The sequence below is a fragment of the Deltaproteobacteria bacterium genome, assembly GCA_016709225.1.
GTDB lineage: Bacteria > Myxococcota_A > Polyangia > Nannocystales > Nannocystaceae > Xiheibacterium > Xiheibacterium phototrophicum.
The window spans coordinates 1,145,622-1,170,844 of sequence record JADJEE010000002.1 but is presented as its reverse complement, the minus strand read 5'-3'; the positions used below and the strand labels follow the sequence as shown (position 1 = coordinate 1,170,844).

Here is a 25,223-nt window from a genome sequence, read left to right as displayed (position 1 = left end):
AGCATGAACACTCAAGACATCGTTGCTCGACTCTGGAACCTGTGTAACGTCCTGCGGGATGATGGGATCACGTACCACCAGTACGTCACGGAGCTCACGTATCTGTTGTTCCTGAAGATGGCGAAGGAGACGGAGACGGAGGGGCAGCTGCCGAAGGGGTACCGGTGGGCGGACCTCGAGAAGAAGGAGGGGGTCGAGCAGCTGAACTTCTACCGCGCGCTGCTGCTGCACCTCGGGTCGGAGGGTTCGAAGCGGGTGCAGGCGATCTACGTGAACGCCTCGACGTCGATCAAGGAGCCGCGGAACCTGAAGAAGATCGTCGACGCGATCGACGAGCTGGACTGGTACTCGGCGAAGGACGAGGGGTTCGGGGATCTGTACGAAGGGTTGCTGGAGAAGAACGCAGGGGAGAAGAAGTCGGGGGCGGGGCAGTACTTCACGCCGCGGCCGCTGATCGACTCGATGGTGCACCTGGTGAAGCCGCAGGCGGGGGAGCTGGTGCAGGACCCGGCGGCGGGGACGTGCGGGTTCCTGATCGCGGCGGATCGGTACATCAAGGAGGCGACGGACCAGCTGAGCACGCTGAAGGAGAAGGCGCAGGTGTTCCAGATCCGGGAGGCGTTCTACGGCTGCGAGCTGGTGCACGACACGCATCGGCTGGCGCTGATGAACCTGATGCTGCACGGGATCGAGGGGGAACTGCACCTCGCGGACACGCTGTCGCCGCAGGGGGCGGAGCTGCCAAGGGCAGACGTGATCCTGACCAACCCGCCGTTCGGGACGAAGAAAGGCGGTGGGCTGCCGACACGGGAAGACTTCACGTACCCGACGTCGAACAAGCAGCTCGCGTTCCTGCAGCACATCTATCGCGGGCTGAAGGTCGGTGGGAGGGCGGCGGTGGTGCTTCCGGACAACGTGCTGTTCGAGGACAACGTGGGGGCGCAGATCCGGGCGGACTTGATGGCGAAGTGTGATTTGCACACGATCCTGCGGTTGCCGACGGGGATCTTCTACGCGCAGGGGGTGAAGACGAACGTGTTGTTCTTCTCGCACGGGGCGAAGGAGACGGGGAACACGAAGGCGGTGTGGATTTACGACATGCGGACGAACGCACCGGCGTTCGGGAAGCGGACGCCGTTTACCAGGGAGCACTTCGCTGGGTTCGAGGCGGTGTTCGGGGAGGATCCGCTGGGGAAGAGCAAGCGGAAGGATGAGGGGGAGAGTGGGCGGTGGCGGAGGTTCTCCCGGGAGGAGATTGCGGCGCGGGGGGAGAATCTGGATATCACGTGGTTGAAGGACGACGGGCACACGAACGCGGAGGACTTGGCGGCACCGGAGGAGATCGCGGCAGATATCCTCTTGAACCTCGAGCGGGCGACTGAAGAGATCCGAGCACTGCAAGCTTCCCTCGGCGGAGAGTCGGCGTGAGCGGTCGCGCCGCAACCATCAACGTCGTCCCCGGCCTGCATGCACTCTCGGTTGGAAGGACCGAGATGCCTGCTCCGCGTGGGTGGACTTGGGTTGCCCTCGAGGAGGTGGCGAGGCTCGAGAGCGGGCACACTCCCAGTCGAGAGCACCCCGAGTACTGGGACGGCGGAATACCTTGGATCGGCATCAAGGACGCCCGAGCCCACCACGCTGGTGTGATCTTGCAGACACTTCAGACCGTCACGCAGGCCGGCATCGACAACTCGGCAGCTCGCGTCCTCCCGACTGGTACCGTTTGCCTTTCGCGCACAGCGTCGGTTGGATACGTCGTCGTGACCGGCCGCGAGATGGCTACCAGCCAAGACTTCGTGAACTGGATCTGCGGTCCCGCTCTGGATCCGCACTTTCTCAAGTACCTGTTCATCGCGGAGAACGAAAGCCTCCATCGCTTCAGCAAGGGAACCACTCACTCGACGATCTACTACCCGGAGGTGAAGGCGTTTTACATTTGCCTTCCACCCCTCGCCGAGCAGAAGCGCATCGTCGCCAAGCTCGAGGAACTGACCGCCCGGAGCCGGCGGGCAAAGGAGGCGCTGGATGCCGTGCCCCCGCTGCTCGACCAACTCCGCCAGTCCATCCTCGCGGCCGCCTTTAGGGGGGATCTCACGGCGGACTGGCGGGCGAAGAACCCGAATGTCGAGCCTGCTAGCGATCTCATCTCCCGCCTGAGCGAGGAACGGCGGGAGCAATGGGCGACTGCGGAGCTAGCGAAGCTCACTTCGAAGGGCAAGCGACCGACAGATGGCGCGTGGAGATCGAAGTATGTTGAGCCTCCGAGTCTAGACCAGTCGAACTTCGACCCCATTCCCGCAAGCTGGCGCTGGACACCGCTTGAATCGGTGAGGGCCGGGGACGCGCCCATGGTGTACGGAATCATTCTTCCTGGGGAAGACGTGCTCGGGGGTGTTCCATATGTGCGGCCGGTGGACATCGCCACGGACGGCACAGTTGATATCGCCCAGCTGAAGCGCACCACCGCCGAGATCGCCGATGAGTATCGACGGTCAAGCCTGGAAGCTGGAGACATCATCCTGTCGATCGTTGGGACGATCGGCAAGGTCGCCGTGGCATCGCCTCTGCTCGCGGGGGCCAATATCACGCAATCATCTATCCGCATACGACCAGGTGCGCCGACGTCGACGGAGTTCCTGAAATGGGCCCTGCAGGCGCCCTGCCTTGTGCGACAGTATGACCACTTTAGGTTTGGAAACGCCGTTCAGAGGCTCAACGTCGAGCATGTCCGTCAGCTCGTCCTACCCCTACCGCCGTTAGATGAGCAGGCGGAGATCTGCGCGGTCATTCAAGCGGCGCTCGCGCGCCTTGCCCATCTTGAGTTGGGCCCACTGTTCTCGCGGCTCGAGAGCCTCGACGCGAGCGTATTGGCACGGGCTTTTCGCGGAGAACTGGTTCCCCAAGACCCGGACGACGAGCCAGCAGCCTCTGCGCTAGAGCGGGTTCGCGACGACCAAGTTGCAATCCGCAGCTCCGAACCCAACCCTAGGCGGCGCGGTCGATCTGCACGTTCGAAGGCCGAAGCCGAGACTGAAGGTTCCGACGAGCAGCCGGATGTTCGCGAGCAGGCGGCCTCGTCACAAACAGAACCCGAGTTGAGTACTGTTCCTGAGGATGTGGTCCATGACGAGATCTTCACGGCCTTGTGGACACTAGGCTCGCTCAAGGACGATGACGCCGCGCGGCGCGTGGCCGTACACATGCGTCAGGCCCGACACATCACCACCAATAATGGCATCTCCAGCCCCCAACTCCTCGCCGCGATCGACTCCGCCGTCGCCGCCAACCACCTCGACCGCCCCCTCCCCAACCACGTCCGCGCGATCAAACCCGACCCCACCTCCTACACCTCCGACGACTGGCACCACATCCTCCTCACCACCCTCCCCGCCACCCGCACCGATCGCGAGACCGCGATCCGCACCGCGGCCGAGTACGCCCGCGACAACCTCGGCCTCCGCTTCTCCCGCCTCCGCAGCGACGGCCACATCGTCCAGGCGCTCCGCTGGGCGATCACGACCGCCATCCGCCGCGGCGATGTCCTCCGCCACGGCTCCACGCACATCTCTCGCATCCCCGACGATCGCCGGGCAGAATCCACAAAGTGATGTCGAAGTCGGGCAAGACGCGCGGACCTCGGCATGCGAAGACGCATGTCTTCGGCGGCTCGTGGACCGACGAGAAGCTCGAGCTCCTCTCCGGCTACCTCAAGGCGTACACGACCGCGCTGAAGGGCAACCCTTCGAAACCTCGGCACTTCATCACCGGCTACATCGACGCGTTCGCCGGGACGGGGTCGCGAGCGGCGACGCGTGAGCCCTACGCCCCCCAGGGCGCCTTCGACTTCCCGGACCTGGCGCTCCCGGACGCGCAGCACCTGCTCGATGGATCCGCTCGCCTCGCCCTTCGCACCGAGCCGCGCTTCGATCGGTACATCTTCATCGAACGCAGCCCCGATCGCTGCGCCGACCTCGAGGGCTTGAAGGCCGAGTTCCCCGACCTCGCGAAGGACATCCTGATCCGCCAGGGCGACGCGAACGCCGAGCTTCAAGACCTGTGCAGCAAGGACTGGCGGACCCGACGCGCCGTCCTCTTCCTCGACCCGTACGGCATGCAGGTCGATTGGAAGACGATCGAGGCGATCGCCGCCACGAAGGCGATCGACCTCTGGCTCCTCTTCCCGCTTGGCATCGGCGTGAACCGCCTCTTGACGAAGTCGGGTGACATCCCGGCGAGCTGGCGTAGACGGCTCGATCTGCTCCTCGGGACCGACGACTGGTACGAGGAGTTCTACCGCGTCGAACGGCAGCCGGGGCTCTTCGGCGACGTCGAGCACGTCGAGAAGGCGACCCTCGAGACGATCGGCCGCTACTTCAACGAGCGCTTGGCATCGATCTTCGCCGCCGTGGCGCCGCAACCGCGGGTGCTGAAGAACTCCGCCAACAACCCGATGTATCTCTTCTGCTTCGCGGCCGCGAACGAGAGGGGCGCGAAGATCGCCCTGAAGATCGCGAACCACTTGCTCACCAAAGGAGTTTGAATCATGGCGCAGGGCTCCGGCATCGAATGGACCGAATCCACATGGAACCCCGTGACCGGCTGCAACAAGATCAGCCCGGGTTGCAAGCACTGCTACGCCGAGCGCATGGCGGCCCGCCTGCACGCGATGGGTCAGCCGAACTACCGCAACGGGTTCGCGCTGACCCTGCAGCCGCAGATGCTCGAGATGCCCCTGCGCTGGCGGAAGCCACAGACGATCTTCGTCAACTCGATGAGCGACCTCTTCCACGATGACGTCCCCCTCGACTACATCGAGCGCGTCTTCGATGTGATGCGACGCGCGCACTGGCATCGGTTCCAGGTGCTGACCAAGCGGGCGACGCGACTCGCCAAGGTCAGCTCGCGGCTGACATGGTCGCCCAACATCTGGATGGGAGTCAGCGTCGAGAGTGAGAAGTACCGGGGCAGGATCGACGCGCTGCGCGCGACCGGGGCGGCGGTCAAGTTCTTGTCGCTGGAGCCCCTCCTGGGCCCGCTGCATGGGCTCGACCTGCGCGCCATCGATTGGGTGATCGTTGGCGGAGAGTCTGGCCCGGATGCACGGCCCATGGATCCCGCGTGGGCGCTCGACCTTCGCGACCAGTGCCGACGCGCGCACGTCCCGTTCTTCTTCAAGCAGTGGGGCGGCACCAACAAGAAGCTCGCCGGCAGAGTGCTCGACGGCAGAACCTGGGACGAGATGCCGAGGGCAGGGGCTGTGGGCGCCGTCGGGGCACCGTCCACCCGCCGTCCGCCACCGGCCGTGAGCACCCGGGTGTCGTTACCCGTGACGCGGTGAGGGACCCGTGCACCTCAATCGAATCCAGCTCGCGGGCTACCGCTCGTTCTCCCCGGATGCGCCGTTCGAACTGCGTGACCTCGGACGAATGAATGTGCTGCTCGGGCCCAATGGTGTTGGGAAGTCGAACCTCGGTCGCTTCGCGTCCTGGCTCCGCCAAATGCTCGAAGAGATGAACCGGGCACTGGGCCAGCCCTTGTATACCAATCCGTTGTTGCTGCGCCCGTCCCATGAGCCGGTGGACTCTTGGCAACTCGGCGGGGCAGATATCATCGCGAACTTCTGGGTCGATGCGGCCCAGCTCCCGAGCACGATCGCAGCGCCCGCGCGCTGGCTCGATCCGGAGGGGGGGCTGCAGGTGGAGTTCAAGGCGACGCTTCCGCAGGGTGGGGCCTGGTTGGCCACGCTGCAGCCGATCGCGGCTACTGGGCAACACTTCTTCCGTGCGGACTCGCCCGATGTGGCACACCCAGAAGTGCTCACGGCGAATCTCAGCTACCGGTCTGGTCACGGCAACGAGGAACATGGTCAGCGGCCGCTGGCGCTCGATCTTTGCCAGTTACTTCAGCGGCGGTGGCTACATGTGCACGCGCTGCGACATCCTCACGCCCCCGGGTCTCTGGGAGACCGCACGCGTCGTGAGGTCTACGAACTCTTCAAGAATGAGGCCGCGGCGCGGCGCTGGCAGGGAATTCGCCGCCGACTCGAGGCGTGGACGGGCCGCCTGCTCGGGCAGCGCGTCAAGCTGGACGTTCTCGAGTATGATTTTCGTGTCACTCGCGGCTCGCCGCAGCAGTCCGAGTTGCAGCTGGCGCTTCAGCAAGCTGGCGATGGTGTCGCCCAGTATGTCTACCTGCTCGCGGGCCTCCTCTTGCATCCCGAGGATCCTGCGGTGGTCTTCATCGACGAACCAGAGGCGCACCTCCACCCCGGCGCCACGCTCGAGCTTCTTCGCATCATCGACGAAGAACTCCCCCACGTGCAAGCGATCATCGCCACGCACAGCCCGGCCGTGGTCGACGCGCTGGCCCCCGATTGGAGGTTTTGGCGCGTCTCCCGTGACGACAACGGCGCCAGCCGAGCCGAGCGGGTGGAGACGCAGGCCAGCCGGATCGCGGCCCTCGACTCACTCGGCATCCACGCCAGCCAGATCTTCATGGCGCGCACCGTCGTCTGGGTCGAGGGTCCCTCCGACGTCGTCTACTACCGGGCGCTGCTTGCCGAGGTCGACCCATCGCTCGTCGCAGGTCGCGACTATGCCTTCGCGCTGTTCGGCGGCAGCAACGGCACCCACTTCGCGGTGGACGGGGACGGGAGCCTCGGCGAGGTGATCGTCGATGTCCTTCGCCTGGCGCACCGCAACGTCTTCATCCACGACAAGGATGCAAAGCCTGCCTCGCGCGCCCGGGTGGACCAGTGGCGCGAGCAGATCGAGTCTGCGGGGGTGAAGGGGCAGGCATTCGCGACCCCAGGCCGCGAGGTCGAGAACCTCGTGCACCCGGAGGTACTCCTCGAGGCGGCGCGGGCGACCGTGAAGACCGTCGCGGCGAAGGCTCGACGCATCACGGTGACGTTCGGCGCTGCGATCGATCTCGGCCCAGACAGCCCGTTCGCGCCTGCACTCGCGAACAGCGTACGCGGCCGACCAGCGAAAGCGCTCCGCGACTCGGTCGCCGCGCAGCTCCACAACAAGAAGCACCAGCTCGCCCGCGAGGTCGCACGCATCGCAGCCGAACGCAGGAAGGGGGACAACGCCAAGTCCGTCTTCCGCCCTGAAGCAATCGCCTGGGCCAAGGAGGTCGTCGACGCGATCCGTCGATGATCCAACACGCTCGCGCCCTCCCGCTCCTGACCCGCCCGCGACATGCCCAGCACCCTTCACCGCCTCTTCACCTTCGCCAAGGCCACCCGCGCCGAGGCCCTCGAGAACTTCACCACCGAGGCCCTCGCCGCCGCGATCACCGACGACCCCGCGCCCCTCGTCGCAGCGCTCGCCCACGTCCCCGGCCTCCAGATCCCACCCACCACTCGCCTCCTGCGCGTCGACACCCAAGTCCCCGTCGATGGCGGCACCGTCGACCTCGTCGTCGCCTTCGACACCATCACCTACTGGTTCGAGGTGAAGGCCCACGGCGGACTCCACGGCGACCAACTCGCGACCTACCGCCGCGCGATCGCGGACGACACCTCGGGCGAGTCGATCACAGCGGGCATCGAGCATGACGATGCGGTCGCCTGGTTCCGTGCCCGCATGAGCGAGCTGAAGACGGTCGGGATCCTGGGCGTGCTCCCAGAGTTCCGACGTGCCCCCGACGCCGACCCGGCCGACGAGGTCGATGCTGAGTCCTGAGCCGCAACGCCTCGCCGCTTCCGCCGTCGCCCCCAACTCGCCCCCCTCCCCCACCTGTGGTAACGCTTCCAAGGTCCGATGCCGCGCTCTGTCGCCAGCCTCAGCCCCACGGTGCTCGCGTGGGCCATCCGCGAGTCCGGCCTCACCGCCGCCGACCTTGCCGATCACCTCGACGTGCCCCCGGCGACCCTCGACGCGTGGACACTTGGCACATCCTCTCCTTCGCTCACGCAGGCACGAAAGCTCGCGGCCCGCTTGCGCCGCCCGCTCGCCGTCTTCTTCCTCCCCGCGCCGCCAGAGCCCGCTCGCGCCGCGGCCAAGTTCCGCCACCCTCCTGACTCCGATCGCGACGCCCTCAACCCGAAGGAGACGGCGTACATGCGCGAGGCCATCCGGCTACAGCGCCTGCTCGCGTGGTTGCTCGAGGAGCTGGATGAGCCCCACGTCCGGCTCCCGAGCATCGCGAAGCTGTCACCCGAGGACGCGGGGAACCGACTGCGCGCCTTCATCGGTGCGCCCGCAGATCCGACGGCCTTCACCGCCTCGCAGTACGTCGCCGCATGGCGTGCGGCGCTCGAGCAGCGGGGCATCTCGGTGTTCTTCTTGCCGCTCGGCGCCGACGGGTGCCGCGGATTCTCGCTGGCCCACCCGCGTGCGCCGCTCATCGTGGTCAACACCGCCTTCTCCGCGCCGGCGCGCCTGTTCACGATGCTCCACGAGCTCGGCCACCTCGTCCGCGGCACCGACTCGGTGTGTTCGACGGATGCGGTGATCGGCGCGGCCGCAGACCCCGAGGAGCGCTGGTGCGAGGCGACCGCGGCCGCGACGCTGATCCCCTGGCCGGAGTGCGCCGCGTTCATGACGGCGAAGCTCGGATGGCAGGGCGAGAAGGTGACCGAGCTGGCGCAGGCCAAGCGCATCGCGACCCACTTCCGCGTGAGCCTGCGAGCGGCGGTCCTGCGACTGATCGAGCACGGGGCAGCGAGCTGGCCCCTCTTCCGCGCCATCCCGCCCGCCGCCGACAGCAAATCAGGCGGCGGCGGTGGCGAGGGGCGCACGCGCCTGCAAGCGCGACGCGATGAACTCGGCGAGCGCACGCTCGACCTCGTCGCCCGCGGACTGCGTCGTGACCTCCTCGGCCGCGGCGATGTCGTCGCCTACCTCCGCGTGCCCCCGCTCGCGCTCGAACAAGAGGCGGTCGGAGCCTCGTAGCCATGCTGGTCGACGATGACGATCACCGCTGGGTCATCGACACCTGCTCGCTCTCGCAGATCCACTGGACGTATCGCCAAGACTCCAAGCGGCTGTTCGCAGCGTTGGGCCAGCTCGTCGACAAGGACCGACTGTTCTTCCCGACGCAAGTCATCACGGAACTCAGCGCGGTCGAGGACCCGTTCCCTCCGCATCTCTGGGCCAAGAAGCACAAGAAGCCCGCAACCCGGCACGGCGAGTGCCTCGACGAGCTGGCCGAAGTCCTCTCCGACTCGCAGGTCGCCAGCGTCGTCGACCCCGACAAGTCGTTTGGCGCCGACGAGGCCGACCCGCACATCCTCGCCCTTGCGTTGTGCCTGAAGAAGGCCGGTCACCAGGTGACGGTGGTGACCGAGGATCGCAGAGACAAGGGCGGCAAGCTCTCCGTCGTCACGGCATGTGGCCTCCTGCGTGTCTACGCGTTGCCCCTCGCGGCGTTCTTGCGCCGCTTCGAGCTGATCCCGTTGTGACTCGCGAAGGCGCAGCCCGCTACTCCCACCCGCGTCCATGACGACGCGCGCCGCTTCGCCACGCGGCACGAACTTCCCTGGCCGACACGACAGCGCCCGCCGAGCACCCCGCGTACAGCTCGAGAGCGCGGCCCGCACCCGCGGCCTCTCGGCCCATCGCGGGACTCCGAAGCTGGTGTCGATCCCACGGCCACGGCCCGCACGGATCCGCGCGCGAGCGCCCGCGCATGCGCGAGTTGGGAGCCCGTGCACCCCGTCGAGGTCCACTTCCCACCGGCAGCTGTGAGCCGCCATACCGCGGAACAATCCTACGAACCGCGGGCGTCGTCGCAGCACTGAAAAGCCGAGAGACCTCGCTCGCGCGTACGGAATTCCGAGCACCGGACGATGTCTTCCTTCCACGAGACCCCGATGAAGCACCTCAAGCTCGCCCTGTGTTCGGCCGTGACCTCGGGACTCCTGCTCGCCGCGCTCGCGCCCGGTGAAGCGGTGGCGGCCTCGGGGAGCAACGCGCTGGTGCGGGTCGAGGTGATCGATCACGGCGCCGGCACGCGCACGCGGGCGACGAAGGCGGTCGGCTGGGCCGAGACCGCGAGCATCGATCTCGAGCTGTCGGGCCATGCCCACGCGCTGTCGATCACGCCGCACGCCGTCGCGCAAGGCATCGCGCTGGACTTCGATCATCGTCGCGATGGCACCGTGGTCGCCGACGACCTCCGCCTCGGCAGCGCCGACCGCCGCGTGGTCGTGGACGACGCCGACACCACGGTGGTGATCACGGTCGTGTCCGTGAAGACCACCGTCGCGGCGCAGTAGCCCCGCTCGCCGCCCGCGCACGAACGCTGCTACGCTTGCGCGGCCTTGAGCGAGGCCGCAGTGCACGCCGAAGCGCCGGTCGGCCCCGCCGCCTGGGTGCCCCGAGCGCGGGTGAGCGCGACGACCGTGGTCGCCGTGGTGGTGCTCGCGCTGGCGCTGCTGCACGGCTGGCGCTGGGCCTTCCTCTGCGACGACGCGTACATCTCGTTCCGCTACGCGCACGACCTCGCGCGGTACGGCGAGCTCGCGTTCAACGTCGCGCCGCTCGAGCGCGTCGAGGGCTACACCAACTTCGCGTGGGTCGTGGCACTCGCGGTCGGCGAGCGCGTAGGGGTCGCGCCGCCCGACGCCGCGCTCGCGTTGGGGATGCTCGCGCTCGCGGCGATCGGCCTGCTGGCGTTCACGCTGGTGCGCGTGCTCGGCGGCGACGTGCGCTTCGGCGTCGTCGCGCTCGGCCTCGTCGCTGCCAGCCCCGAGGTGGTGGTGTGGGGCACCAGCGGGCTCGAGACCGCGGCCGCGGCCGCGGCCGTGCTCGGCACGATCGCGGCGTGGCATCTCGGGCGCGTGCGCATGGCCGGCAGCGTCGCGGCGCTGGCGGTGCTGCTGCGCCCCGATGCGGTGGTGATGCTGGGCGCGTGGGCGCTCGCGTGGCTCTCGCTCGAGGGCCGCGCCTACTGGCGCGCGCCGACGCGGCCACCGGTGCGCGTGCTGCTGCAGGCCGTCGCGCTCGCGATCGTGCCGGTCGCGGTGCACCTGCTGTGGCGACGGGCCTACTACGGGACGTGGACGCCCAACACCTGGGCCGTGAAGGCCCACGGCGCCGCCTTGCGCGACACCTGGGGTGTGGCCTACGTGCAGGCATGGAGCAGCGCGACGTGGCTTCCATACTTGGCGTGGGTGTTGCCGCTGCTGCGCCGTCGCGCGCTGCCGCTGCTCGCGTGCGCGGCCGCGTCGGTGCTCTACGCGTGGTCGGTGGGTGGCGACTTCATGGCCTACTCGCGCTTCCTCGTGGTCGCGTCGGTGTTGCTCGCCGTGTTGATCGCGTTGGCGCTGTCGCGCGCGAGCGAGCTGCTGCGGCGTCGCTGGCCGCGTGCGCGCGCCGGCACGGCAGCGTTGCTGGCGATGGGCGGCGCGCTGGCGATCGGCCTCGCATGGCAGGCCGATCGCCGCTTCGATCGCGATCGTGCGAAGCCCGAGGGCTGGCTCGACGGCAAGTGGGAGGGGGTCACGGCGATGCATCGCTTCGCGGCGGTCGGCGTGGCCGCGGGCGCATGGTTGGCGCAGCACGTGCCGCCGGACACCGTCATCACGGTCGGGGCCGCGGGCGCGGTGCCGTATGCCTCGGGCCTGCCGACGATCGATGCGTTCGGGCTCGTCGATCCGGAGATCCCACGCATGTCGCCGCCGCCGCTGCGACCGGGCAGCGCGGTGCGGCCTGGGCATCAGCTGTTCGCACCGCCCGAGTACATCCGCGCCCGCGATCCCGATCTGCTCTGTCACGTCGGGTTCCGCGGATCGCAGCCGCCCCGCGAGGCCGAGGCGCGGCCACCGTTTCGCAGCGGCTACGCGTGGGCGTGCGTGCAGCCCGGTGCCGACGCGGCGATGGGGCCGGGCGGCGAGCGCTTCGACCCTGGTGTCTACTGCTGTCGACGCCCACGCGATCGCGTGGTCGGCCCCTTCGGTGCGGTGGAGGCGGCCCATGAGTGAGCCGCGCTGGCACGACGTCGTGCGCAGGATCCTCGCTGCGCTCGCGATCGCGTGGATGCTCGCGTTGGCGGTGGTGTTCGTGCTGCGGGTGTCGTTCCCGCTCGAGCTCGAGTGGATGGAAGGTGGGGTGCTCCACCAGGCGCTGCGGTTCCAGCGGGGCCAGGCGCTGTACCCACCGCCGTCGGCGGAGTTCGTGCCTTTCCTTTATACGCCGCTGTACGCGATGACGGTCGGCGCGCTGGGCTGGCTGTTCGGTCTCGACTATCCGCTCGCGCGGGCGGTGAGCATCGCGTCGACGATCGCGATCGCGGCCGCGATCGCACGGGCGGTCGCACGCGAACACAAGCCGCGGCTGCACGGCCTCGTGGCGGTGGGCCTGGTGTGCTCGGGCTATGTGTTCGGCTTTCGTTGGCTCGACGTCGGCCGCCCCGACGCGATGTTCCTCGCGCTGGTGGTGTGGGCGCTGGTGCTGCTGCGCGAGTCGTGGGGCGACTACCGCAAGGCCGCGCTCGCGGGCCTGCTGATGGCGCTGGCGTTCTGGACCAAGCAGACCGCGGCGGTGTTCGTGATCGCCAGCGGCGTGGGGGCGCTGTTGGTCGCGCCGCGTCAGCTGTGGGTCTACGCTGGCGTGATCGCACTCATCGATGGCGGCGGGCTATGGCTGGCCAACCGCGCCAGCGATGGTTGGTTGTGGACGTACGTGTTCGAGCTCCACCAGGCCCACGCGTTCAACCACGAACGCTTCGAGCGCAAGACCTGGGGCATGTTCGTGCACGCGGCGCCGTTCCTCACCGTGCTCGCCGCATGGTTGGTCGTGCGCTTCGCGTGGCCGTGGCTGGCGCGCTCGCGTCGGCTGCAGGGCGCCGAGGAGCAGCGGCTGCGCGCACGCATCTCGGCCAACCGCGGCGTGTTGTTCTGGACCCTCATCGCGCTCGCGTCGGGGCTGGTGAGCGCGCTCGGCTACAGCACGCAGTGGGCCGAGCCCAACGCGTTCCTGCCGGGGATCGTCTTCGGTGCGCTGTGGATCGGGGTGGTGTGGCCGACAGGTGGCCGCGCCGAGCTGCTCGCGGGATCGTTGATCGCAGCGCAGCTGGTGTTCGCTGCCGCACTCGAGCCGATGTACCAGCCGATCCAGAGCGGTGGCCTGGGGGGCCTGGGCGACAGCTATGCGTTGCAGCGGATGCACCGCACCATCCCCGATGCAGCTGCGCGGGCGCGGGCCGAGCTGCTGCGTGAGCACCTCACCAGCGGCGCGCGCGAGGTCTTCGCACTGCACCGCCCGTGGTGGTCGATCCTCGCCGGCGGCGACGGGCACGTGGGGAGCATGGGCCTCGCCGACCTCTCCGCGGCCGATCGACGCGACGCCGAGGCGGCGATCCTCGCGCGCCTGCGGGCGGGCGAGTTCGACGAGCTGTGGTTCGAGGGCGAGCCGCCGGCATGGCTGCGCAACGCGTTGCGCGGTCGCTACAAGGTGATCGAGCGCTTGCAGGGTGAGGACCGTGTGCGCCCGCTGTCGGGCTGGATGTCCGAGGCCGGTGTGGTCACGGCCTACGTGGCAGACCAGGTCCACATGGCCCCCATCGTCCCCGCCTCGGTACCCACGGACGCCGTGGTGCTCGCCGACTTCGAGGACGGCACCCTGCAGGGCGTGCGGACACGCGGCGGCTTCGGACGGCGGCCGGTCACCGGCTTCACCGGCGAATTGCCGCAACCCGCGGGGTACGGCGGCGAATTCTGGCTCTCGAGCGCGGGCGCGTCGGGACGTCTCGAGGAGCACGGCGAGGCCGAGCTCGGTCCCATCGCGCTCGCCCCGGGTGAGGCGATCCAGCTCGGTGTCGCGCGCCTGGGTCGAACCGGAGCAACCGGCTGTGAGGTCGTCGTGCTCGACGAGCACGGCGCCGCAGTGGCGACGTTCGTGGTGCCCGCCACGAACGCCGTGATCGCACGTCAGCAATGGCAGGCCCCTACCGCCATGCAGGTGCGCATCGTCGTGCGCGATGCCGACGCAGCCGCCGCGATCGCGATCGACGACGTCTGGCGTGTGCGCTCGGCTCCGTGAGCCCACTCATTCCGCAACGCGGGGTCTGCCGCAGCGTCATCGCTTTGCAAGCTCGCGGTGGTTCCGCAGTCCGTGCGACCTGTGGTAGGCACACTCGTCTTGCAGTGGCCGTGGCGGCGGCCACCGCTTCTCCACCTTTGACGCGAGAGGACTCCCATGAAGATCACGAACCGACTTTCCATTGTGGTGCTTGCTGCGATTCCCCTGGGCTGCCCCGGCGACGACACCTCGGCCACGAGCGTCGCCGACTCGTCGACCAGCGACAGCGACAGCAACAGCAACAGCGCGAGCAACAGCAACTCGGCCTCGAACACCAACGGCGAATCGAGCTCGTCGTCGGACGGCACCACCACGATGACGTCGACCACGGTCGCCGACTCGTCGTCGACCGACCCGACCAACGGCAGCTCGTCGACCGACCCGACCAACGGCAGCTCGTCGACCGACCCGACCAACGGCAGCTCGTCGACCGATCCGACCGCGGGCAGCAGCTCGTCGGGCGGCATGGGCTCGAGCAGCTCCGGCGGCATGATGGACACCTGTCCGGCGAACGACCTCGGCAACACCGTGCCGAGCTCGATCACCGTCGACACCACCGGTCTCGGTGACACCTTCACGCCGAGCTGCATCGGCATGGGCGGCATCGGGGGCGAGGACACCACGGTCTCGTTCACGGCACCGGCCGCGGGCACCTACTACTTCTCGACCGCGCGTCCCGGCACCACGGTCAACGACACGGTGCTCTACCTGCTCGACGGCGACTGCATGGGCGCCGAGCTGCAGTGCTCGGACGACGCCCTGGCTGCCCAGTCGCTCGTCGTCGTCGATCTCGCCGCCAACCAGACGGTCGTTGCGGTGGTCGATGGCTACGGTGCGGCGAACTCGGGCTCGATCGAGCTGTACGTCGGCCAGACCGCCGACGGCGTCGACGGCGGGACCTGCTGCACCGAGCAGACCGGCGTGATGGGCTGCGACGCGGCGGCCGTCGAGGAGTGCGTCTGCGGCGTCGACGGCACCTGCTGCGACACCGAGTGGACGGCCGACTGTGCGGACCTCGCGGTCGACTTCTGTGGCGCTGCGTGCGTGTTCCCGGCCTGCTTCGAGCAGACGGGCACTTGCGATGCGCCCGCGGACGATTGCTCGTGCGTCGGCTGCGTCGACGACGGGGCCTGCGGGTTCGACGACGACTGCGTGTGTGACGACTGTGCCGATGACGGCTTCTGCAGCAACCCGTTGAACTGCAATGACGACGGCAGCTGCGATCCGTACTCCGAGGGCTGCGTGTGCGCCGACTGTGCCGACGAGGACGTCTGCAACGGCGGCACCGTCGGCGCCTGCACGATCGGTGCGGGCACGACCTTCACCGACAACGTCGGTGGCGCGATGCTCGACCCGGGCACCATCGACCTGACGCTCGACGTCGCGGGCGTCGATGCCTACGACTGGGACGTCACCCTGGCGCTCAACCTCACGCACACGTTCTCGTCCGACGTCGACGTCACGCTCGAGTCGCCCTCGGGCACCATCATCGCGATCACGACCGACAACGGCGGCGGCAACGACAACGTCTTTGCCGGCACGACGTTCAGCGACAACGCGGCCGCGCCGATCTCGGACATCGTGTTCGCCAACAACGTCGCGGTTGCGTCGGCGCAGGCCGAGGGCGCGTTCGGTGCGTTCCGCGGCGAGGACCCGAACGGCACCTGGACGCTGCACGTCGGTGACGACACCGCGACCGACTCCGGCACCGTGGTGAGCTGGGGCCTGACCATCACCCCGGCCAACCCGGCGCCCACGTTCGACCCGGTCGTGACGGCCTCGGGCTCGCCCGGCACGGCGATCATGGACAACGCCACGGTGCAGGCGACCCTCGACATCGCGGGCGCGACCTCGATCTGCGACATCACGGTCACGACCGACATCGCCCACACGTTCCCGGGCGACCTCGACATCACGCTGGTCTCGCCCACGGGCACGACCACCGTGATCACCACCGACAACGGCGGCACCAACGACAACGTCTTCGCGGGCACCGTGTGGGACGACGACGGCGCGGCGGCGACGGACTTCGTCTACGTGAACCTCACCCCGGCGTCGCCGCTGGCCCCGGAGGGTGCGCTCTCGACCTTCCTCGGCGAGAACCCGACGGGCACGTGGACGCTGAACGTCGGTGACGACGCGGGCGGTGATGTCGGCACGATCAACTCGTGGTCGATCGACATCACGCCGTGCGACTGCCAGTAGCGTGAGCGCCGCGAGCCTTCGCCAATGGCGGGGGCTCGACGGTTCGAATCCAACGGGAACGCGGCCACGACGGCCTCGTTCCCGTTTTCGCATGCGCGTGTCGGGGTGAAGCCACCGCCCGCGCGCCTGGGAGGCTCGCAACCCGGGGCTGCTACAGTGGGGCCCGCGATGTCACCCGTCGACGACACCCAGTGGCCCTCGCCGCCCTGGCGCGTGCGCGTGCTCGGCCCCGCCCGCGTGCCCTCGCCGCTGCAGCTCTCGCTGCTCCCGGGCGACGAGGTCCCGGACTACGTCGGCGACGACGAGCGCGTGCTGTTCGACGTCGAGTTCCGCGAGGGCGACACACCGCGGCCCGATCGTGCGTTCGAGCGCGCGGGCCCGCGCGAGCACATCTACTTCGAGCCGGGCCGCACGACCCTGGCGGTGGTGACCGCCGGTGGCTTGTGCCCCGGCATCAACAACGTGATCCGATCGCTGGTGCTGACCGCCCACCACCGCTACGGCGTCAAGCGACTCCTGGGGATCCGCTATGGCTTCGCCGGGCTCGATCCCGCCGCCGGTCTCGAGCCGCTCGAGCTCACGCCCGACGCGGTGCAGCACGTGCACAACCGCGGCGGCTCGATGCTCGGCACATCGCGGGGGCCGCGGGACATCGACACCATGCTCGATCGCCTCGGCGAGCTCGGTGTCGACGCGCTGCTCGTGGTCGGGGGCGACGGCACCATGCGGGGCGCGCACGCGCTGGCCGAGCGCGCGCAGGCCCGCGGGCAAGGCATCGGCATCATCGGCGTGCCCAAGACGATCGACAACGACATCGACTTCGTCGACAAGACCTTCGGCTTCGAGACCGCGGTCTCGATGGCCCGCATCGCCATCGACGCTGCGCACACCGAGGCGACCTCCGCCCAGCGCGGCATCGGCCTGGTGCGGCTGATGGGGCGCGACGCCGGCTTCATCGCCGCCCACGCGACGCTCGCCAGCCGCGACGTGAACGTGTGCCTGGTGCCCGAGGTGCACTTCAAGCTCGACGGCGAGAACGGTCTGCTCGCGCACCTGCAGCGACGACTCGACGCGCGTGGCCATGCGGTCATCGTCGTCGCCGAGGGCTGCGGCAAGGTGCTCGCCGACACCAGCGAGACCCGCGATGCATCGGGCAACCTGCGCTTCGCCGATGCGTCGCTGGACATCGGTCGCTACCTCGAGCGTCGCCTGGTCGAGCACTTTCGCGACCTGGGTGCACCGGTGTCGCTCAAGTACATCGACCCCAGCTACATGATCCGCGGCGTGCCGGCCAACGCGATGGATGCCGTCTTCTGCGATCAGCTGGCGCGCTCGGCCGTGCATGCGGCGATGGCCGGCAAGACCGACCTCATGGTCGGTCGCTGGCACGGCAGCTTCACCCACGTACCGCTGCCGCTCGTGCTGGCCTCACGACGCCGCATCGATCCGGATCGCGCGCTGTGGCTCGCGGTCACCGAGACCACCGGACAGCCGCGCTTCCACTGAGGCCCGACGCGCGAACGCCCGCCCGATGGTGCATCGGACGGGCGTCTCTCGCGGGCCGTGGCGCGGGCCTTGGCGCGGGCCTTGGCGCGGTCCAAGATGCGTGGCTAGTAGCTCATGCGCACGATGTCGCGGGCGATCACGTAGGACTTGTGACCCCCGCACGGGAACGCGACCTCGAGCTCGACGCTGGTGCCCGGGGCACCGCGGATCGCCGCCGCCCAGGCGTCGACCGTCGGCGGTGCCTCGCCATCGACCGCGACCAGCCGCATGCCCTCGCGCAGGATGCCCTCGGCGGGCGCGCCCGGCAGCACCTGCTTCACCACCACCGTGTCCGAACCATCGCGCTCGATCACCACGCCGATGCCGCTGTACGTGTACGCGCGCTCGACCGCGTGGCCGGGGCACTCCGACAGCGCGACCGTGCGAATGACCGCCGTCGAGGTCGCGACTGCGCCTGCAACGACGATCGCGCCGAGCACCGCGCGACGAGCGAGGCGCCAACGAGTGAGGGAGGAGTGGATCGAGTCACGCATGCTGGTCGGACCTTCGAAGGGAGGAGACGCCCAGTCTCCCACCGCTTGCTGACGTTGGCCAGGGTCTTGGTGGATGCGCGGTTGACGACGCGCGCGGTGGGACCGCCTTGTATGGCGGGATTTTCTCGGATATTTCGCAAGCGCCGCCACGAGCGGCTAGCGTCCCACGAGACGACGACCCGCCATGATCGCGCGCTCTAGGTTCACCTTCTCCCCTCGATCACTCTGGGATCGCACGTGCGCGAGCGCGATCGCGACAGGTCTGTTGCTCGTCGCGTGCCGGGCCGAGCCCGGGCCGGCGCCGGAGTCGACGCAGCCGCAGCCGGTCGCCGCCGCGCCCGCGGCGGAACCGTCGCCGACGCCGAGCCCGACCGCGACGAAGCCCGAGGCGAAGCCCGACGCCACGCTCACCAAGACCAGCGCGCCCGTCGCGGAGGTCGAACCGTCGCCGACGCCCGAGCCGGAGCCACCGGCGGCGCCCGCCGGACCCCACGGTGTGCTGATCCTCGGCGACAGCCTCGCGGCCACCGGCTTCGGCGCCCTGCTCGAGAAGAAGCTCGACGCGCACCCCGACATCGTCTGCCATCGCAAGGGCAAGAGCGCCTCGGGCCTGGCGCGCCCCGACTTCTTCGACTGGACCGCCGAGGCCAAGAAGCAGATCGAGCTGCGCAAGCCCGCGCTCGTGGTCGTGATCATGGGCGGCAACGACGGCCAGGACATGACGCCCGCGACGAAGAAGGGCAAGCGCGTGCCGTGGGCCGACCGCGAGGCGTGGGCCGCCGACTATCGCGCGCGCATGGACGCGTTCCTCGCCGACATCGACGACGACACCCGCAAGGTGGTGTGGCTGGGCCTGCCGACCATGGGGCTCAAGTCGCTCGAGACCAAGCTCGAGCTCATCCGCGAGATCCAGAAGGATGCGGTGCTCGCCCGCGGCGAGACCTACGTGGACACCGCGCCGATGGTCACCACCGACGACGGCGCCCTGCTCGAGCAGGCCAAGGTCGGGAGCTCGCGCAAGCCGCAGACGATCCGCGCCGAGGACCGCATCCACTTCACGATGGCCGGCTCGGAGTACTTCGCGGATCGCGTGTATCCCGAGGTGCTCGCCGTGCTCGGGGTGCCGGAGAAGGTGGCGACGGCGGACGCCAAGGGCGATGCGCCCGCGAAGCCGACCCCCGCGGCGGCCCCCAGCGCGACCGGTACTGCGGCAAATGGTGGCTGAGCCCACCAAAAATTTTGCCGGCTGACGGGTTGCTCCCACTCGCGATCGTGGGCTAGCGTGTCGAAGCTCCCGCGATCGGGAGTGCGCCATGCGAACGTCGCAACGCACCCATCCCGTGATCGAACGCCTCGCGACCCGCACCGGTCGCGTGCTCGCGCTGGCGGGCGTTCTCCTGACCCCCGTCCTGGCGCCCGGCTTGGCCCAAGCCGCCGACGACCGTCAGGACGACGCCGCCTCCGAGCGCAGCGGCAGCCCCGGTCCCAAGTCCGAGCGGACCTTGGTGAAGCACCGGGTGGTGCCGTACGAGAGCGTCGACAGCATCGCCACCCGCTACGGCGTGACCCGGGCCGAGCTCGAGCGGTGGAACAAGGTCCTCAAGGGTGGCCAGCTCAAGGCCGGCTGGACCCTCAAGGTCATGGCCAGGGTCGTGCCGCCGCCCCGGCAGAAGATCTCCTACGAGGTGCAGTTCGGCGACACCTGGCAGAAGATCGCGCAGCGCTTCCACGTGCCCGAGGGGGATCTCCACCGCTGGAACCGCAAGGTGCCGCGGCAGTTCAAGGCCGGCCAGGCGCTGGTGGTCTACACCGACCCCAAGCCCCGGCGCGTGAGCGCGGTGGCCTCGGTCGAGCCGGGCAAGGCCGGCACCCTCGGGCAGCTCCCGGGGGAGGGCACCCTGACCCTGCCGGAGTTCGACGTGCCCCAAGGCGGCCTGTCGGTCGGGCGGCCCAACCGCGGCAAGCTCGTCAACGGCGTGGCCCTGCCCGAGAGCGATCTCTACACCGTGCGGCGCCCCGAGGAGGCGTTCGGCAGCAGCCACACGATCCTCAAGCTGCAGCAGACCATCTCGGCCTTCCGGCAGAGCTCGGGCTACGACGGCAAGATCGTCATCGGCGCCATCAGCCTCGAGCACGGCGGCCGCTTCCGCCCGCACCACTCGCATCAGTCCGGCCGCGACATCGACATCCGCCTGCCCAAGAAGGCCGGCGCGAGTCTCAAGAGCGAGTCGCCCAACGACATCGACTGGGCCGCCTCGTGGGTGCTGATCCAGTCGTTCATCGAGCACGGCGACGCCACGTACATCTTCCTCGACTACAGCCGGCAGAAGCGGCTGTACGAGGCGGCCAAGGCGGCGGGTGCGTCGTCGGCCGAGCTCGACAAGGCGCTGCAGTACCCCCGTCCGCGCAACACCAACAACGGTGTCGTGCGCCACGAGGAGGGGCACCTCATCCACGTGCACGTGCGCGTGAAGTGCCCCGAGAATCAAGTCCGCTGCGAGGACTGATCGCGGCGGCGACCGTCGGACGAGGCGTCCGCGCGAGCGTCAGGTCGTTCGCGCGTCGACGTCACGCCGGTAGCAGGATCATGCCTTCGGCGCGAGCGTCTCGATGAACGAGCCCAGCCCGTCGGCGGCCGGACCAGGCTCCGGCGCCGCTTCGGCCTCGACCGCCGTCGAACGGGCGAACCAATCGCAGCTCGCCAGCCCCAGCAGCAGCAACACGGCCACGCGCTCGGCAGCTGAAGCCATGCAGCCCCTCCACCACGAGCACGTGGCGTGCAGCGGTCGCGAGCTGCACCTCGGCGCCGCCGCGACGGATGCGGGGCTCCCCGCCGCGCAGGCGAGGACGCTGATCGAGCGGCATCACGCCGGTGCGCGTGGCGGAGCGCGACAGCTCGACCGAGCAGCTGGGGCCCTGTGGCAGATCGTCGATGCGAACGCTGGAGTTCGCATCGAGGCGCACGTCGATGCGATCGCCCCCGGGAATCCGCATCCGCACGGTCGCGCCGGCGTAGGTGACCCCCGTCAGGCCCACGCAGACGATCTCGATCCACGTGGTCGCTCGCGGCGCCTCGGGTCGTCGGCCGCCGTCGTCGCGCGGTCGGGTTCGGGTCGCGTCGTCGGCGTGGCGCAGGCCCTCGGGTCGCGCGGCAGACAAGCGCGAAGGCCTCGACACCAACAGCAGCGTGCCGCTCACCAACGCGTGCGCGAGCGCGTCGGCGACGGTGTCGTCGTCATCCATGCGACCGGCCTCGATCGCATGCCGCGACGAGAGCGGCATGCGCCCAAGGGTTCTAGCCCGATCGCGTGGGACTCACAAGCTGACCCGCGGGTGCAGGTCTCGGGTGGAGCGAGCCGTCGCTCGCTCCACGCGTCACCTGCCTGCTATCCGCAGACTGCGTTCGAGCACGCCTGGCCCATCGGGCAATCGGCGTCCGACATGCACGGTTGACCGCCACCGCCACCGCAGCCGGGTGCGGTCGGATCGGCGCAGCACGGGTCGAGCATGGGATTGCAACCACCGCCGCCGTCGCCACAGATGCCATTCTCGCAGACCTCGCCCATGACGCAATCGTCGTCGGTCATGCATGGCGCCCCGCCATCACCACCGCCACCGCAGCCGGGCGCGGTCGGATCGGCGCAGCACGGGTCGAGCATGGCATCGCACTGTCCGCCGCAGACGTTGTCGACGCAGGTCTCGCCCATCGGGCAATCGGCGTCGGTCATGCAAGCCTGGCCGCCACCGTCATTGCCACCGTCGGTGCCGCCGCAGCCGGCCGGGTTGTCGCAGCAGGTCGGATCCGTCATTGGATCGCAGTTGCCACCGCTGTCGCCCCCGCAGACGTAGTCGATGCAGCTCTCACCCATCGGACAGTCGGCGTCGGTCATGCACGGCTCGCCGTTGCCACCGTCGGTGCCGCCCTCGGTGTCACCGCAGCCGGCCGGGTTGTCACAGCAGGTCGGGTCGGTCATCGGATCGCAGCCGCCGTCGCCACCGGCACACATGCCACCCTGACAGGTCTGGCCCGGCGCACAGTCGCTGTCGGCGTTGCACGGACCCGCACCGTCGTCGCCGTTGCCGCAGCTCGGATCGATCATCGGATTGCAGTTGCCCTCGGCGCCGCCGCCGTCGCCGTCGGTCGCGTTGCCGTCGGTGACGTTGCCGTCGGTGGCATCGCAGTTGTCCACCATCGGGTTGCACTCCTCGAGGTTGTTGCCGCCGAGGTCACCCTTTTGCAGATCGCACGCGAGCGCCGCTGCCACCGTCGCCACACAGAAACCGAGCCCGAGTCCAATTCGAATGCTTCGCATCGTCATCCTCCGAAGTAGTCCATGCAGCGCGTGGGTCGATCCGTCTCGCGTGCGATCGAATTCGTCTCGTCAGTCGGCGTCGGGGCACAGCCCACGCACGCGGGCGAGCAGCGGCGAGCCGGCGTGGTCGCGCTCGAACGTCGCGGCCGCCTCGCGGACCTCGTCGGCACGGCCGAGGTTGCACAGCGCTCGCATCCGCGTGATCTCGCGTTCGGCCGCGAGCGACGAGCTCGGGTAGCGCCCGGCGTGCGCGGCGACGGCTGCGAGCGCCCGCGCGGGTGCACTGGCGGCGAGCGCCTGCGCGGGCACGCAGCGCCGCGATCTCGTCGGCGTCGATGGTCGCTTCGGCAGCGACGGCCGCGGGCGGCTCGGTGGGCGCGGGCAGGGCTGGCACCTCGTCGACGCTCGTGGCCTCGCGCGGCGCGTCGATGACCGGCGCACGGCGGCCCGCGCGAGGCGGCGCGATCGCGGTCGCGTCGTCGGATGCCGCGGGTGTGGGCGTCGGCGAGGGGGTCACGCTGGGCGTCGCGGCCTCGCGCCGCTGCGGTGGTTCGGCCGGCACCGGTGCCACGGTCTTCACGTCGTCGACGACGCGCGCCTGCGACGACGACGGCGTGCGTCGAGCGTCGCTGGCCGCCTGCGGGCTCACGTGTCCGCCATCGCTGGCGAGCCACGAGGGCAGCTGCGCGCCGAGCCACAGCAGCGCGGCGGCGGCGGCGGCCGCGAACAGCACCACCGGTGCGCCGCGCCGCGTGGCGGTGCCCGTGCCCGTGACAGGATCGTCGTCGCCATCCTCGAGTGCGACGATCTCACCGGCGCGTGCGCGTGCGGCCAGGCCCTGCCAGCCGCGCGTGCGCTCGTCGTCGGTCGGTCGGTGCAGCTCGCGATAGGCCGCGAGGTAGCGCTCGTGTTCCGTCATGCTGCACCTGTGTCGCGGTGGAGGGCCACCGTGCTGTGGAACTGTTGACGCGCCAGTCGCAGTCGCGAGTACGCGGTGTTGAGCTTGATGCCGAGCGCATCGGCGACCTGCGGCATCGGCATGCCCTCGATCTCGGACAGCACGAACACCATGCGGCGGTCCTCGTCGAGTCGCTCGATGAAGCCCGCGACGATCGCCGCGGCCTGGCGGCGGGCGATCGCGTCGTCGGGATCGTCGGCGCGCACCAGCTCGGGTGGCAGCGAGTAGCGGCGCGGTCGCTCGGCGATGCGGCGATGGTTGCGAGCGATGCGTCGCGCGATGCCGAACAGCAGGCCGCGGATCTCCCCGCGGTCATCGAAGGCCTCACGGCGCCGGTGCAGCACGAGGAACACGTCCTGCACCGCGTCCTCGATCGTCGCCCGCTCGACGCCGAGGTTCTGCAGCACCCGCCACACGAAGTCGTGGTGGGCCTGGTACATCCGCGCGAGATCGGCGAGCTCGCCCGTCACCGTCTCGGGCTCCCGCTCGATGCGGGCGCGTTCGCGCAGGCTGGTGATGGAGGCCACCTCGGATCTACATGCCGCGAGGTGGCGCATCCGTCACGGTCGGCGGCGTCTTCGTGGGTCGGCGAGCACGATCTCGAGGCCGGCCAGCACCCGGACCCCCACCGCCGCGCGCCAGATCGCGCCCTCGTTGCGGATCTCGAAGCGCGGCGATCCGAGCGGTATCGCAGCATGCGCGTCGATCATCACGCGGAGGCGCCGGTGGGCGCGAACCGCGAGCCCGGCGCCCAGGTCCCATGCCGCCCAGAGGACCTGGTCGTCGAGGTTGAGATCGAGGTTCTCACCGCGCCCGAAGGCCGAGCCCAGCTCGATGCCGGTGCAGCCCGGCATGAGCTCGACGCGACGACCGAGCCGCGCCTGTGCACAGCCCCGAAGCGTCGCGGTGGTGAGGAGGATGCGGGCCTTCGCACCGCCGTCGGAGCTGGCCTCGCGCGGCAACCACTGGCTCGCCATCGCCTCGACTCGCAGCCATCGCCAGGTGAGTGCGACCGCGAGCGCGAAGCCGGCCCCGATCTTCGGCAGCCCGCCGGCCTCGAAGCCGGCGCTCGCCCGCACCGCGAAGCCCGGGCGCGTGCGCCACCGCGGCGGGGGTTGCTGCGGCGCCGCCGAGGGCGTCGGTGCGGGGGCGATCGGTGCCGCCGCGCGCGGGCCCGGCGTCGGCGGTGGCAGCGGCTCGAGCGGCTCGAGGTTGGCCTGATCGATCGCCGAGGTGACGAGCGCGGCGGTCAGCTCGGCCGCGACCTCGCAGCTGTCGACCACCCACGTGCGCGTCTCGTGGCCGGTCGCCGAGGTCGTGGTCGCGGCGAGCTCGAGCTGGCCGGCGTCGAGGGCTTGCACCTGCGCGTCGATGCGCAGCGCGAGCGGATCGCCCGGGGCCGGTGGCACACCGAGGCCGGCGCGGATCTCGGCCGACAGGCGCATGAGATCGGGGCAGCCGTCGAGGCCGCGCCAGCGCAGCTGCACCGCGCCGAACGATGCGGCCGGCTCGCCCGCCCACGGATCGACATCGGCGTGCGCCGGGTCGGGGGCGAGCAGCAGTCGTGCCGCGACGATCGATGCCAGGGGCGCCATCTAAGGTTGCGTGGCCTGCGGTTGTAGCAGGTCTGTCGCGGGGCGCGAGCGATCGTCCGCGCGTGTCTCGGGCGTCGACGCGA

The 25,223-nt window shown here is 69.7% G+C and carries 22 protein-coding genes; 16 read left to right on the top strand and 6 right to left on the bottom strand.

What is annotated here, in order from left to right:
* Positions 1 to 3: 3 nt before the first annotated feature.
* From IPH07_19135 to IPH07_19075, 13 genes are all read left to right on the top strand, one after another.
* On the top strand, positions 4 to 1,428 hold the full coding sequence (locus IPH07_19135) for an N-6 DNA methylase (protein ID MBK6919516.1): 1,425 nt from the start codon (positions 4 to 6) through the stop codon (positions 1,426 to 1,428).
* Positions 1,425 to 3,608 (top strand): restriction endonuclease subunit S, encoded by a 2,184-nt coding sequence (locus tag IPH07_19130; GenBank protein ID MBK6919515.1) that lies wholly within the window; start codon positions 1,425 to 1,427, stop codon positions 3,606 to 3,608. Before IPH07_19135 ends, IPH07_19130 begins: the two co-directional genes overlap by 4 nt.
* Positions 3,608 to 4,540: a three-Cys-motif partner protein TcmP gene (tcmP, locus tag IPH07_19125; GenBank protein ID MBK6919514.1), complete on the top strand. Its 933-nt coding sequence runs from the start codon at positions 3,608 to 3,610 to the stop codon at positions 4,538 to 4,540. Before IPH07_19130 ends, tcmP begins: the two co-directional genes overlap by 1 nt.
* Positions 4,541 to 4,543: 3 nt before the next feature.
* The gene (locus tag IPH07_19120) at positions 4,544 to 5,338 is read left to right on the top strand and encodes a phage Gp37/Gp68 family protein (GenBank protein ID MBK6919513.1); all 795 of its coding nucleotides are present in this window, start codon (positions 4,544 to 4,546) and stop codon (positions 5,336 to 5,338) included.
* 7 nt (positions 5,339 to 5,345) lie between these two features.
* Positions 5,346 to 7,160 (top strand): AAA family ATPase, encoded by a 1,815-nt coding sequence (locus tag IPH07_19115; GenBank protein MBK6919512.1) that lies wholly within the window; start codon positions 5,346 to 5,348, stop codon positions 7,158 to 7,160.
* Positions 7,161 to 7,202: 42 nt separating this feature from the next.
* The gene (locus IPH07_19110) at positions 7,203 to 7,688 is read left to right on the top strand and encodes a hypothetical protein (GenBank protein MBK6919511.1); all 486 of its coding nucleotides are present in this window, start codon (positions 7,203 to 7,205) and stop codon (positions 7,686 to 7,688) included.
* 78 nt (positions 7,689 to 7,766) lie between these two features.
* The gene (locus IPH07_19105; protein MBK6919510.1) at positions 7,767 to 8,900 is read left to right on the top strand and encodes an ImmA/IrrE family metallo-endopeptidase; all 1,134 of its coding nucleotides are present in this window, start codon (positions 7,767 to 7,769) and stop codon (positions 8,898 to 8,900) included.
* A gap of 2 nt (positions 8,901 to 8,902) precedes the next feature.
* Positions 8,903 to 9,409 (top strand): DUF4411 family protein, encoded by a 507-nt coding sequence (locus IPH07_19100; protein MBK6919509.1) that lies wholly within the window; start codon positions 8,903 to 8,905, stop codon positions 9,407 to 9,409.
* 387 nt (positions 9,410 to 9,796) lie between these two features.
* Positions 9,797 to 10,225 (top strand): hypothetical protein, encoded by a 429-nt coding sequence (locus IPH07_19095; protein ID MBK6919508.1) that lies wholly within the window; start codon positions 9,797 to 9,799, stop codon positions 10,223 to 10,225.
* Between the two features lie 45 nt (positions 10,226 to 10,270).
* Positions 10,271 to 11,932 (top strand): hypothetical protein, encoded by a 1,662-nt coding sequence (locus IPH07_19090; protein MBK6919507.1) that lies wholly within the window; start codon positions 10,271 to 10,273, stop codon positions 11,930 to 11,932.
* Positions 11,925 to 13,991 (top strand): DUF2029 domain-containing protein, encoded by a 2,067-nt coding sequence (locus tag IPH07_19085; protein ID MBK6919506.1) that lies wholly within the window; start codon positions 11,925 to 11,927, stop codon positions 13,989 to 13,991. The genes IPH07_19090 and IPH07_19085 overlap by 8 nt, the downstream gene beginning before the upstream one ends.
* A 156-nt stretch (positions 13,992 to 14,147) precedes the next feature.
* Positions 14,148 to 16,235 (top strand): proprotein convertase P-domain-containing protein, encoded by a 2,088-nt coding sequence (locus IPH07_19080; GenBank protein ID MBK6919505.1) that lies wholly within the window; start codon positions 14,148 to 14,150, stop codon positions 16,233 to 16,235.
* Between the two features lie 168 nt (positions 16,236 to 16,403).
* Entirely contained in the window at positions 16,404 to 17,741 is a 1,338-nt protein-coding gene (locus IPH07_19075; protein ID MBK6919504.1) for an ATP-dependent 6-phosphofructokinase, read from the top strand.
* Between the two features lie 104 nt (positions 17,742 to 17,845).
* Here the strand turns inward: IPH07_19075 and IPH07_19070 are convergent, their stop codons facing one another.
* The gene (locus IPH07_19070) at positions 17,846 to 18,274 is read right to left on the bottom strand and encodes a PDZ domain-containing protein (GenBank protein ID MBK6919503.1); all 429 of its coding nucleotides are present in this window, start codon (positions 18,272 to 18,274) and stop codon (positions 17,846 to 17,848) included.
* Positions 18,275 to 18,458: 184 nt separating this feature from the next.
* Here IPH07_19070 and IPH07_19065 point away from each other — a divergent pair, with 184 nt between their 5' ends.
* Both IPH07_19065 and IPH07_19060 read left to right on the top strand, forming a co-directional pair.
* Positions 18,459 to 19,499: a DUF459 domain-containing protein gene (locus IPH07_19065; protein ID MBK6919502.1), complete on the top strand. Its 1,041-nt coding sequence runs from the start codon at positions 18,459 to 18,461 to the stop codon at positions 19,497 to 19,499.
* Positions 19,500 to 19,587: 88 nt separating this feature from the next.
* Positions 19,588 to 20,781, top strand: coding sequence for a penicillin-insensitive murein endopeptidase (locus IPH07_19060; protein ID MBK6919501.1), 1,194 nt, complete (start codon positions 19,588 to 19,590; stop codon positions 20,779 to 20,781).
* Positions 20,782 to 20,842: 61 nt separating this feature from the next.
* Here the strand turns inward: IPH07_19060 and IPH07_19055 are convergent, their stop codons facing one another.
* The 3 genes from IPH07_19055 to IPH07_19045 form a co-directional block, all read right to left on the bottom strand.
* On the bottom strand, positions 20,843 to 21,556 hold the full coding sequence (locus tag IPH07_19055) for a hypothetical protein (protein MBK6919500.1): 714 nt from the start codon (positions 21,554 to 21,556) through the stop codon (positions 20,843 to 20,845).
* Between the two features lie 104 nt (positions 21,557 to 21,660).
* Positions 21,661 to 22,587, bottom strand: coding sequence for a hypothetical protein (locus IPH07_19050; GenBank protein MBK6919499.1), 927 nt, complete (start codon positions 22,585 to 22,587; stop codon positions 21,661 to 21,663).
* 69 nt (positions 22,588 to 22,656) lie between these two features.
* Positions 22,657 to 22,896, bottom strand: coding sequence for a hypothetical protein (locus tag IPH07_19045; GenBank protein ID MBK6919498.1), 240 nt, complete (start codon positions 22,894 to 22,896; stop codon positions 22,657 to 22,659).
* Positions 22,897 to 23,015: 119 nt separating this feature from the next.
* Here IPH07_19045 and IPH07_19040 point away from each other — a divergent pair, with 119 nt between their 5' ends.
* The gene (locus IPH07_19040; GenBank protein ID MBK6919497.1) at positions 23,016 to 23,477 is read left to right on the top strand and encodes a hypothetical protein; all 462 of its coding nucleotides are present in this window, start codon (positions 23,016 to 23,018) and stop codon (positions 23,475 to 23,477) included.
* Between the two features lie 25 nt (positions 23,478 to 23,502).
* Here IPH07_19040 and IPH07_19035 read toward each other — a convergent pair whose 3' ends face one another.
* Both IPH07_19035 and IPH07_19030 read right to left on the bottom strand, forming a co-directional pair.
* Complete coding sequence (locus tag IPH07_19035; protein MBK6919496.1) at positions 23,503 to 24,072, bottom strand: sigma-70 family RNA polymerase sigma factor; 570 nt, start codon at positions 24,070 to 24,072, stop codon at positions 23,503 to 23,505.
* A gap of 33 nt (positions 24,073 to 24,105) precedes the next feature.
* A complete protein-coding gene (locus tag IPH07_19030; protein MBK6919495.1) occupies positions 24,106 to 25,140 on the bottom strand; it encodes a hypothetical protein in 1,035 nt (344 codons plus the stop codon).
* Positions 25,141 to 25,223: the final 83 nt, after the last annotated feature.

Excerpts from the sequence above, each read along its gene's own strand:
- IPH07_19030 (MBK6919495.1), bottom strand. The coding sequence starts at position 25,140 with ATGGCGCCCCTGGCATCGATCGTCGCGGCACGACTGCTGCTCGCCCCC.
- IPH07_19060 (MBK6919501.1), top strand. The coding sequence starts at position 19,588 with ATGCGAACGTCGCAACGCACCCATCCCGTGATCGAACGCCTCGCGACC.
- IPH07_19070 (MBK6919503.1), bottom strand. The coding sequence starts at position 18,274 with ATGCGTGACTCGATCCACTCCTCCCTCACTCGTTGGCGCCTCGCTCGT.
- IPH07_19055 (MBK6919500.1), bottom strand. The coding sequence starts at position 21,556 with ATGCCGCTCTCGTCGCGGCATGCGATCGAGGCCGGTCGCATGGATGAC.
- IPH07_19050 (MBK6919499.1), bottom strand. The coding sequence starts at position 22,587 with ATGCGAAGCATTCGAATTGGACTCGGGCTCGGTTTCTGTGTGGCGACG.
- IPH07_19065 (MBK6919502.1), top strand. The coding sequence starts at position 18,459 with ATGATCGCGCGCTCTAGGTTCACCTTCTCCCCTCGATCACTCTGGGAT.
- IPH07_19110 (MBK6919511.1), top strand. The coding sequence starts at position 7,203 with ATGCCCAGCACCCTTCACCGCCTCTTCACCTTCGCCAAGGCCACCCGC.
- IPH07_19075 (MBK6919504.1), top strand. The coding sequence starts at position 16,404 with ATGTCACCCGTCGACGACACCCAGTGGCCCTCGCCGCCCTGGCGCGTG.
- IPH07_19135 (MBK6919516.1), top strand. The coding sequence starts at position 4 with ATGAACACTCAAGACATCGTTGCTCGACTCTGGAACCTGTGTAACGTC.
- IPH07_19080 (MBK6919505.1), top strand. The coding sequence starts at position 14,148 with ATGAAGATCACGAACCGACTTTCCATTGTGGTGCTTGCTGCGATTCCC.
- IPH07_19040 (MBK6919497.1), top strand. The coding sequence starts at position 23,016 with ATGACCGGCGCACGGCGGCCCGCGCGAGGCGGCGCGATCGCGGTCGCG.
- tcmP (MBK6919514.1), top strand. The coding sequence starts at position 3,608 with ATGTCGAAGTCGGGCAAGACGCGCGGACCTCGGCATGCGAAGACGCAT.
- IPH07_19095 (MBK6919508.1), top strand. The coding sequence starts at position 9,797 with ATGTCTTCCTTCCACGAGACCCCGATGAAGCACCTCAAGCTCGCCCTG.
- IPH07_19120 (MBK6919513.1), top strand. The coding sequence starts at position 4,544 with ATGGCGCAGGGCTCCGGCATCGAATGGACCGAATCCACATGGAACCCC.
- IPH07_19105 (MBK6919510.1), top strand. The coding sequence starts at position 7,767 with ATGCCGCGCTCTGTCGCCAGCCTCAGCCCCACGGTGCTCGCGTGGGCC.
- IPH07_19100 (MBK6919509.1), top strand. The coding sequence starts at position 8,903 with ATGCTGGTCGACGATGACGATCACCGCTGGGTCATCGACACCTGCTCG.
- IPH07_19085 (MBK6919506.1), top strand. The coding sequence starts at position 11,925 with ATGAGTGAGCCGCGCTGGCACGACGTCGTGCGCAGGATCCTCGCTGCG.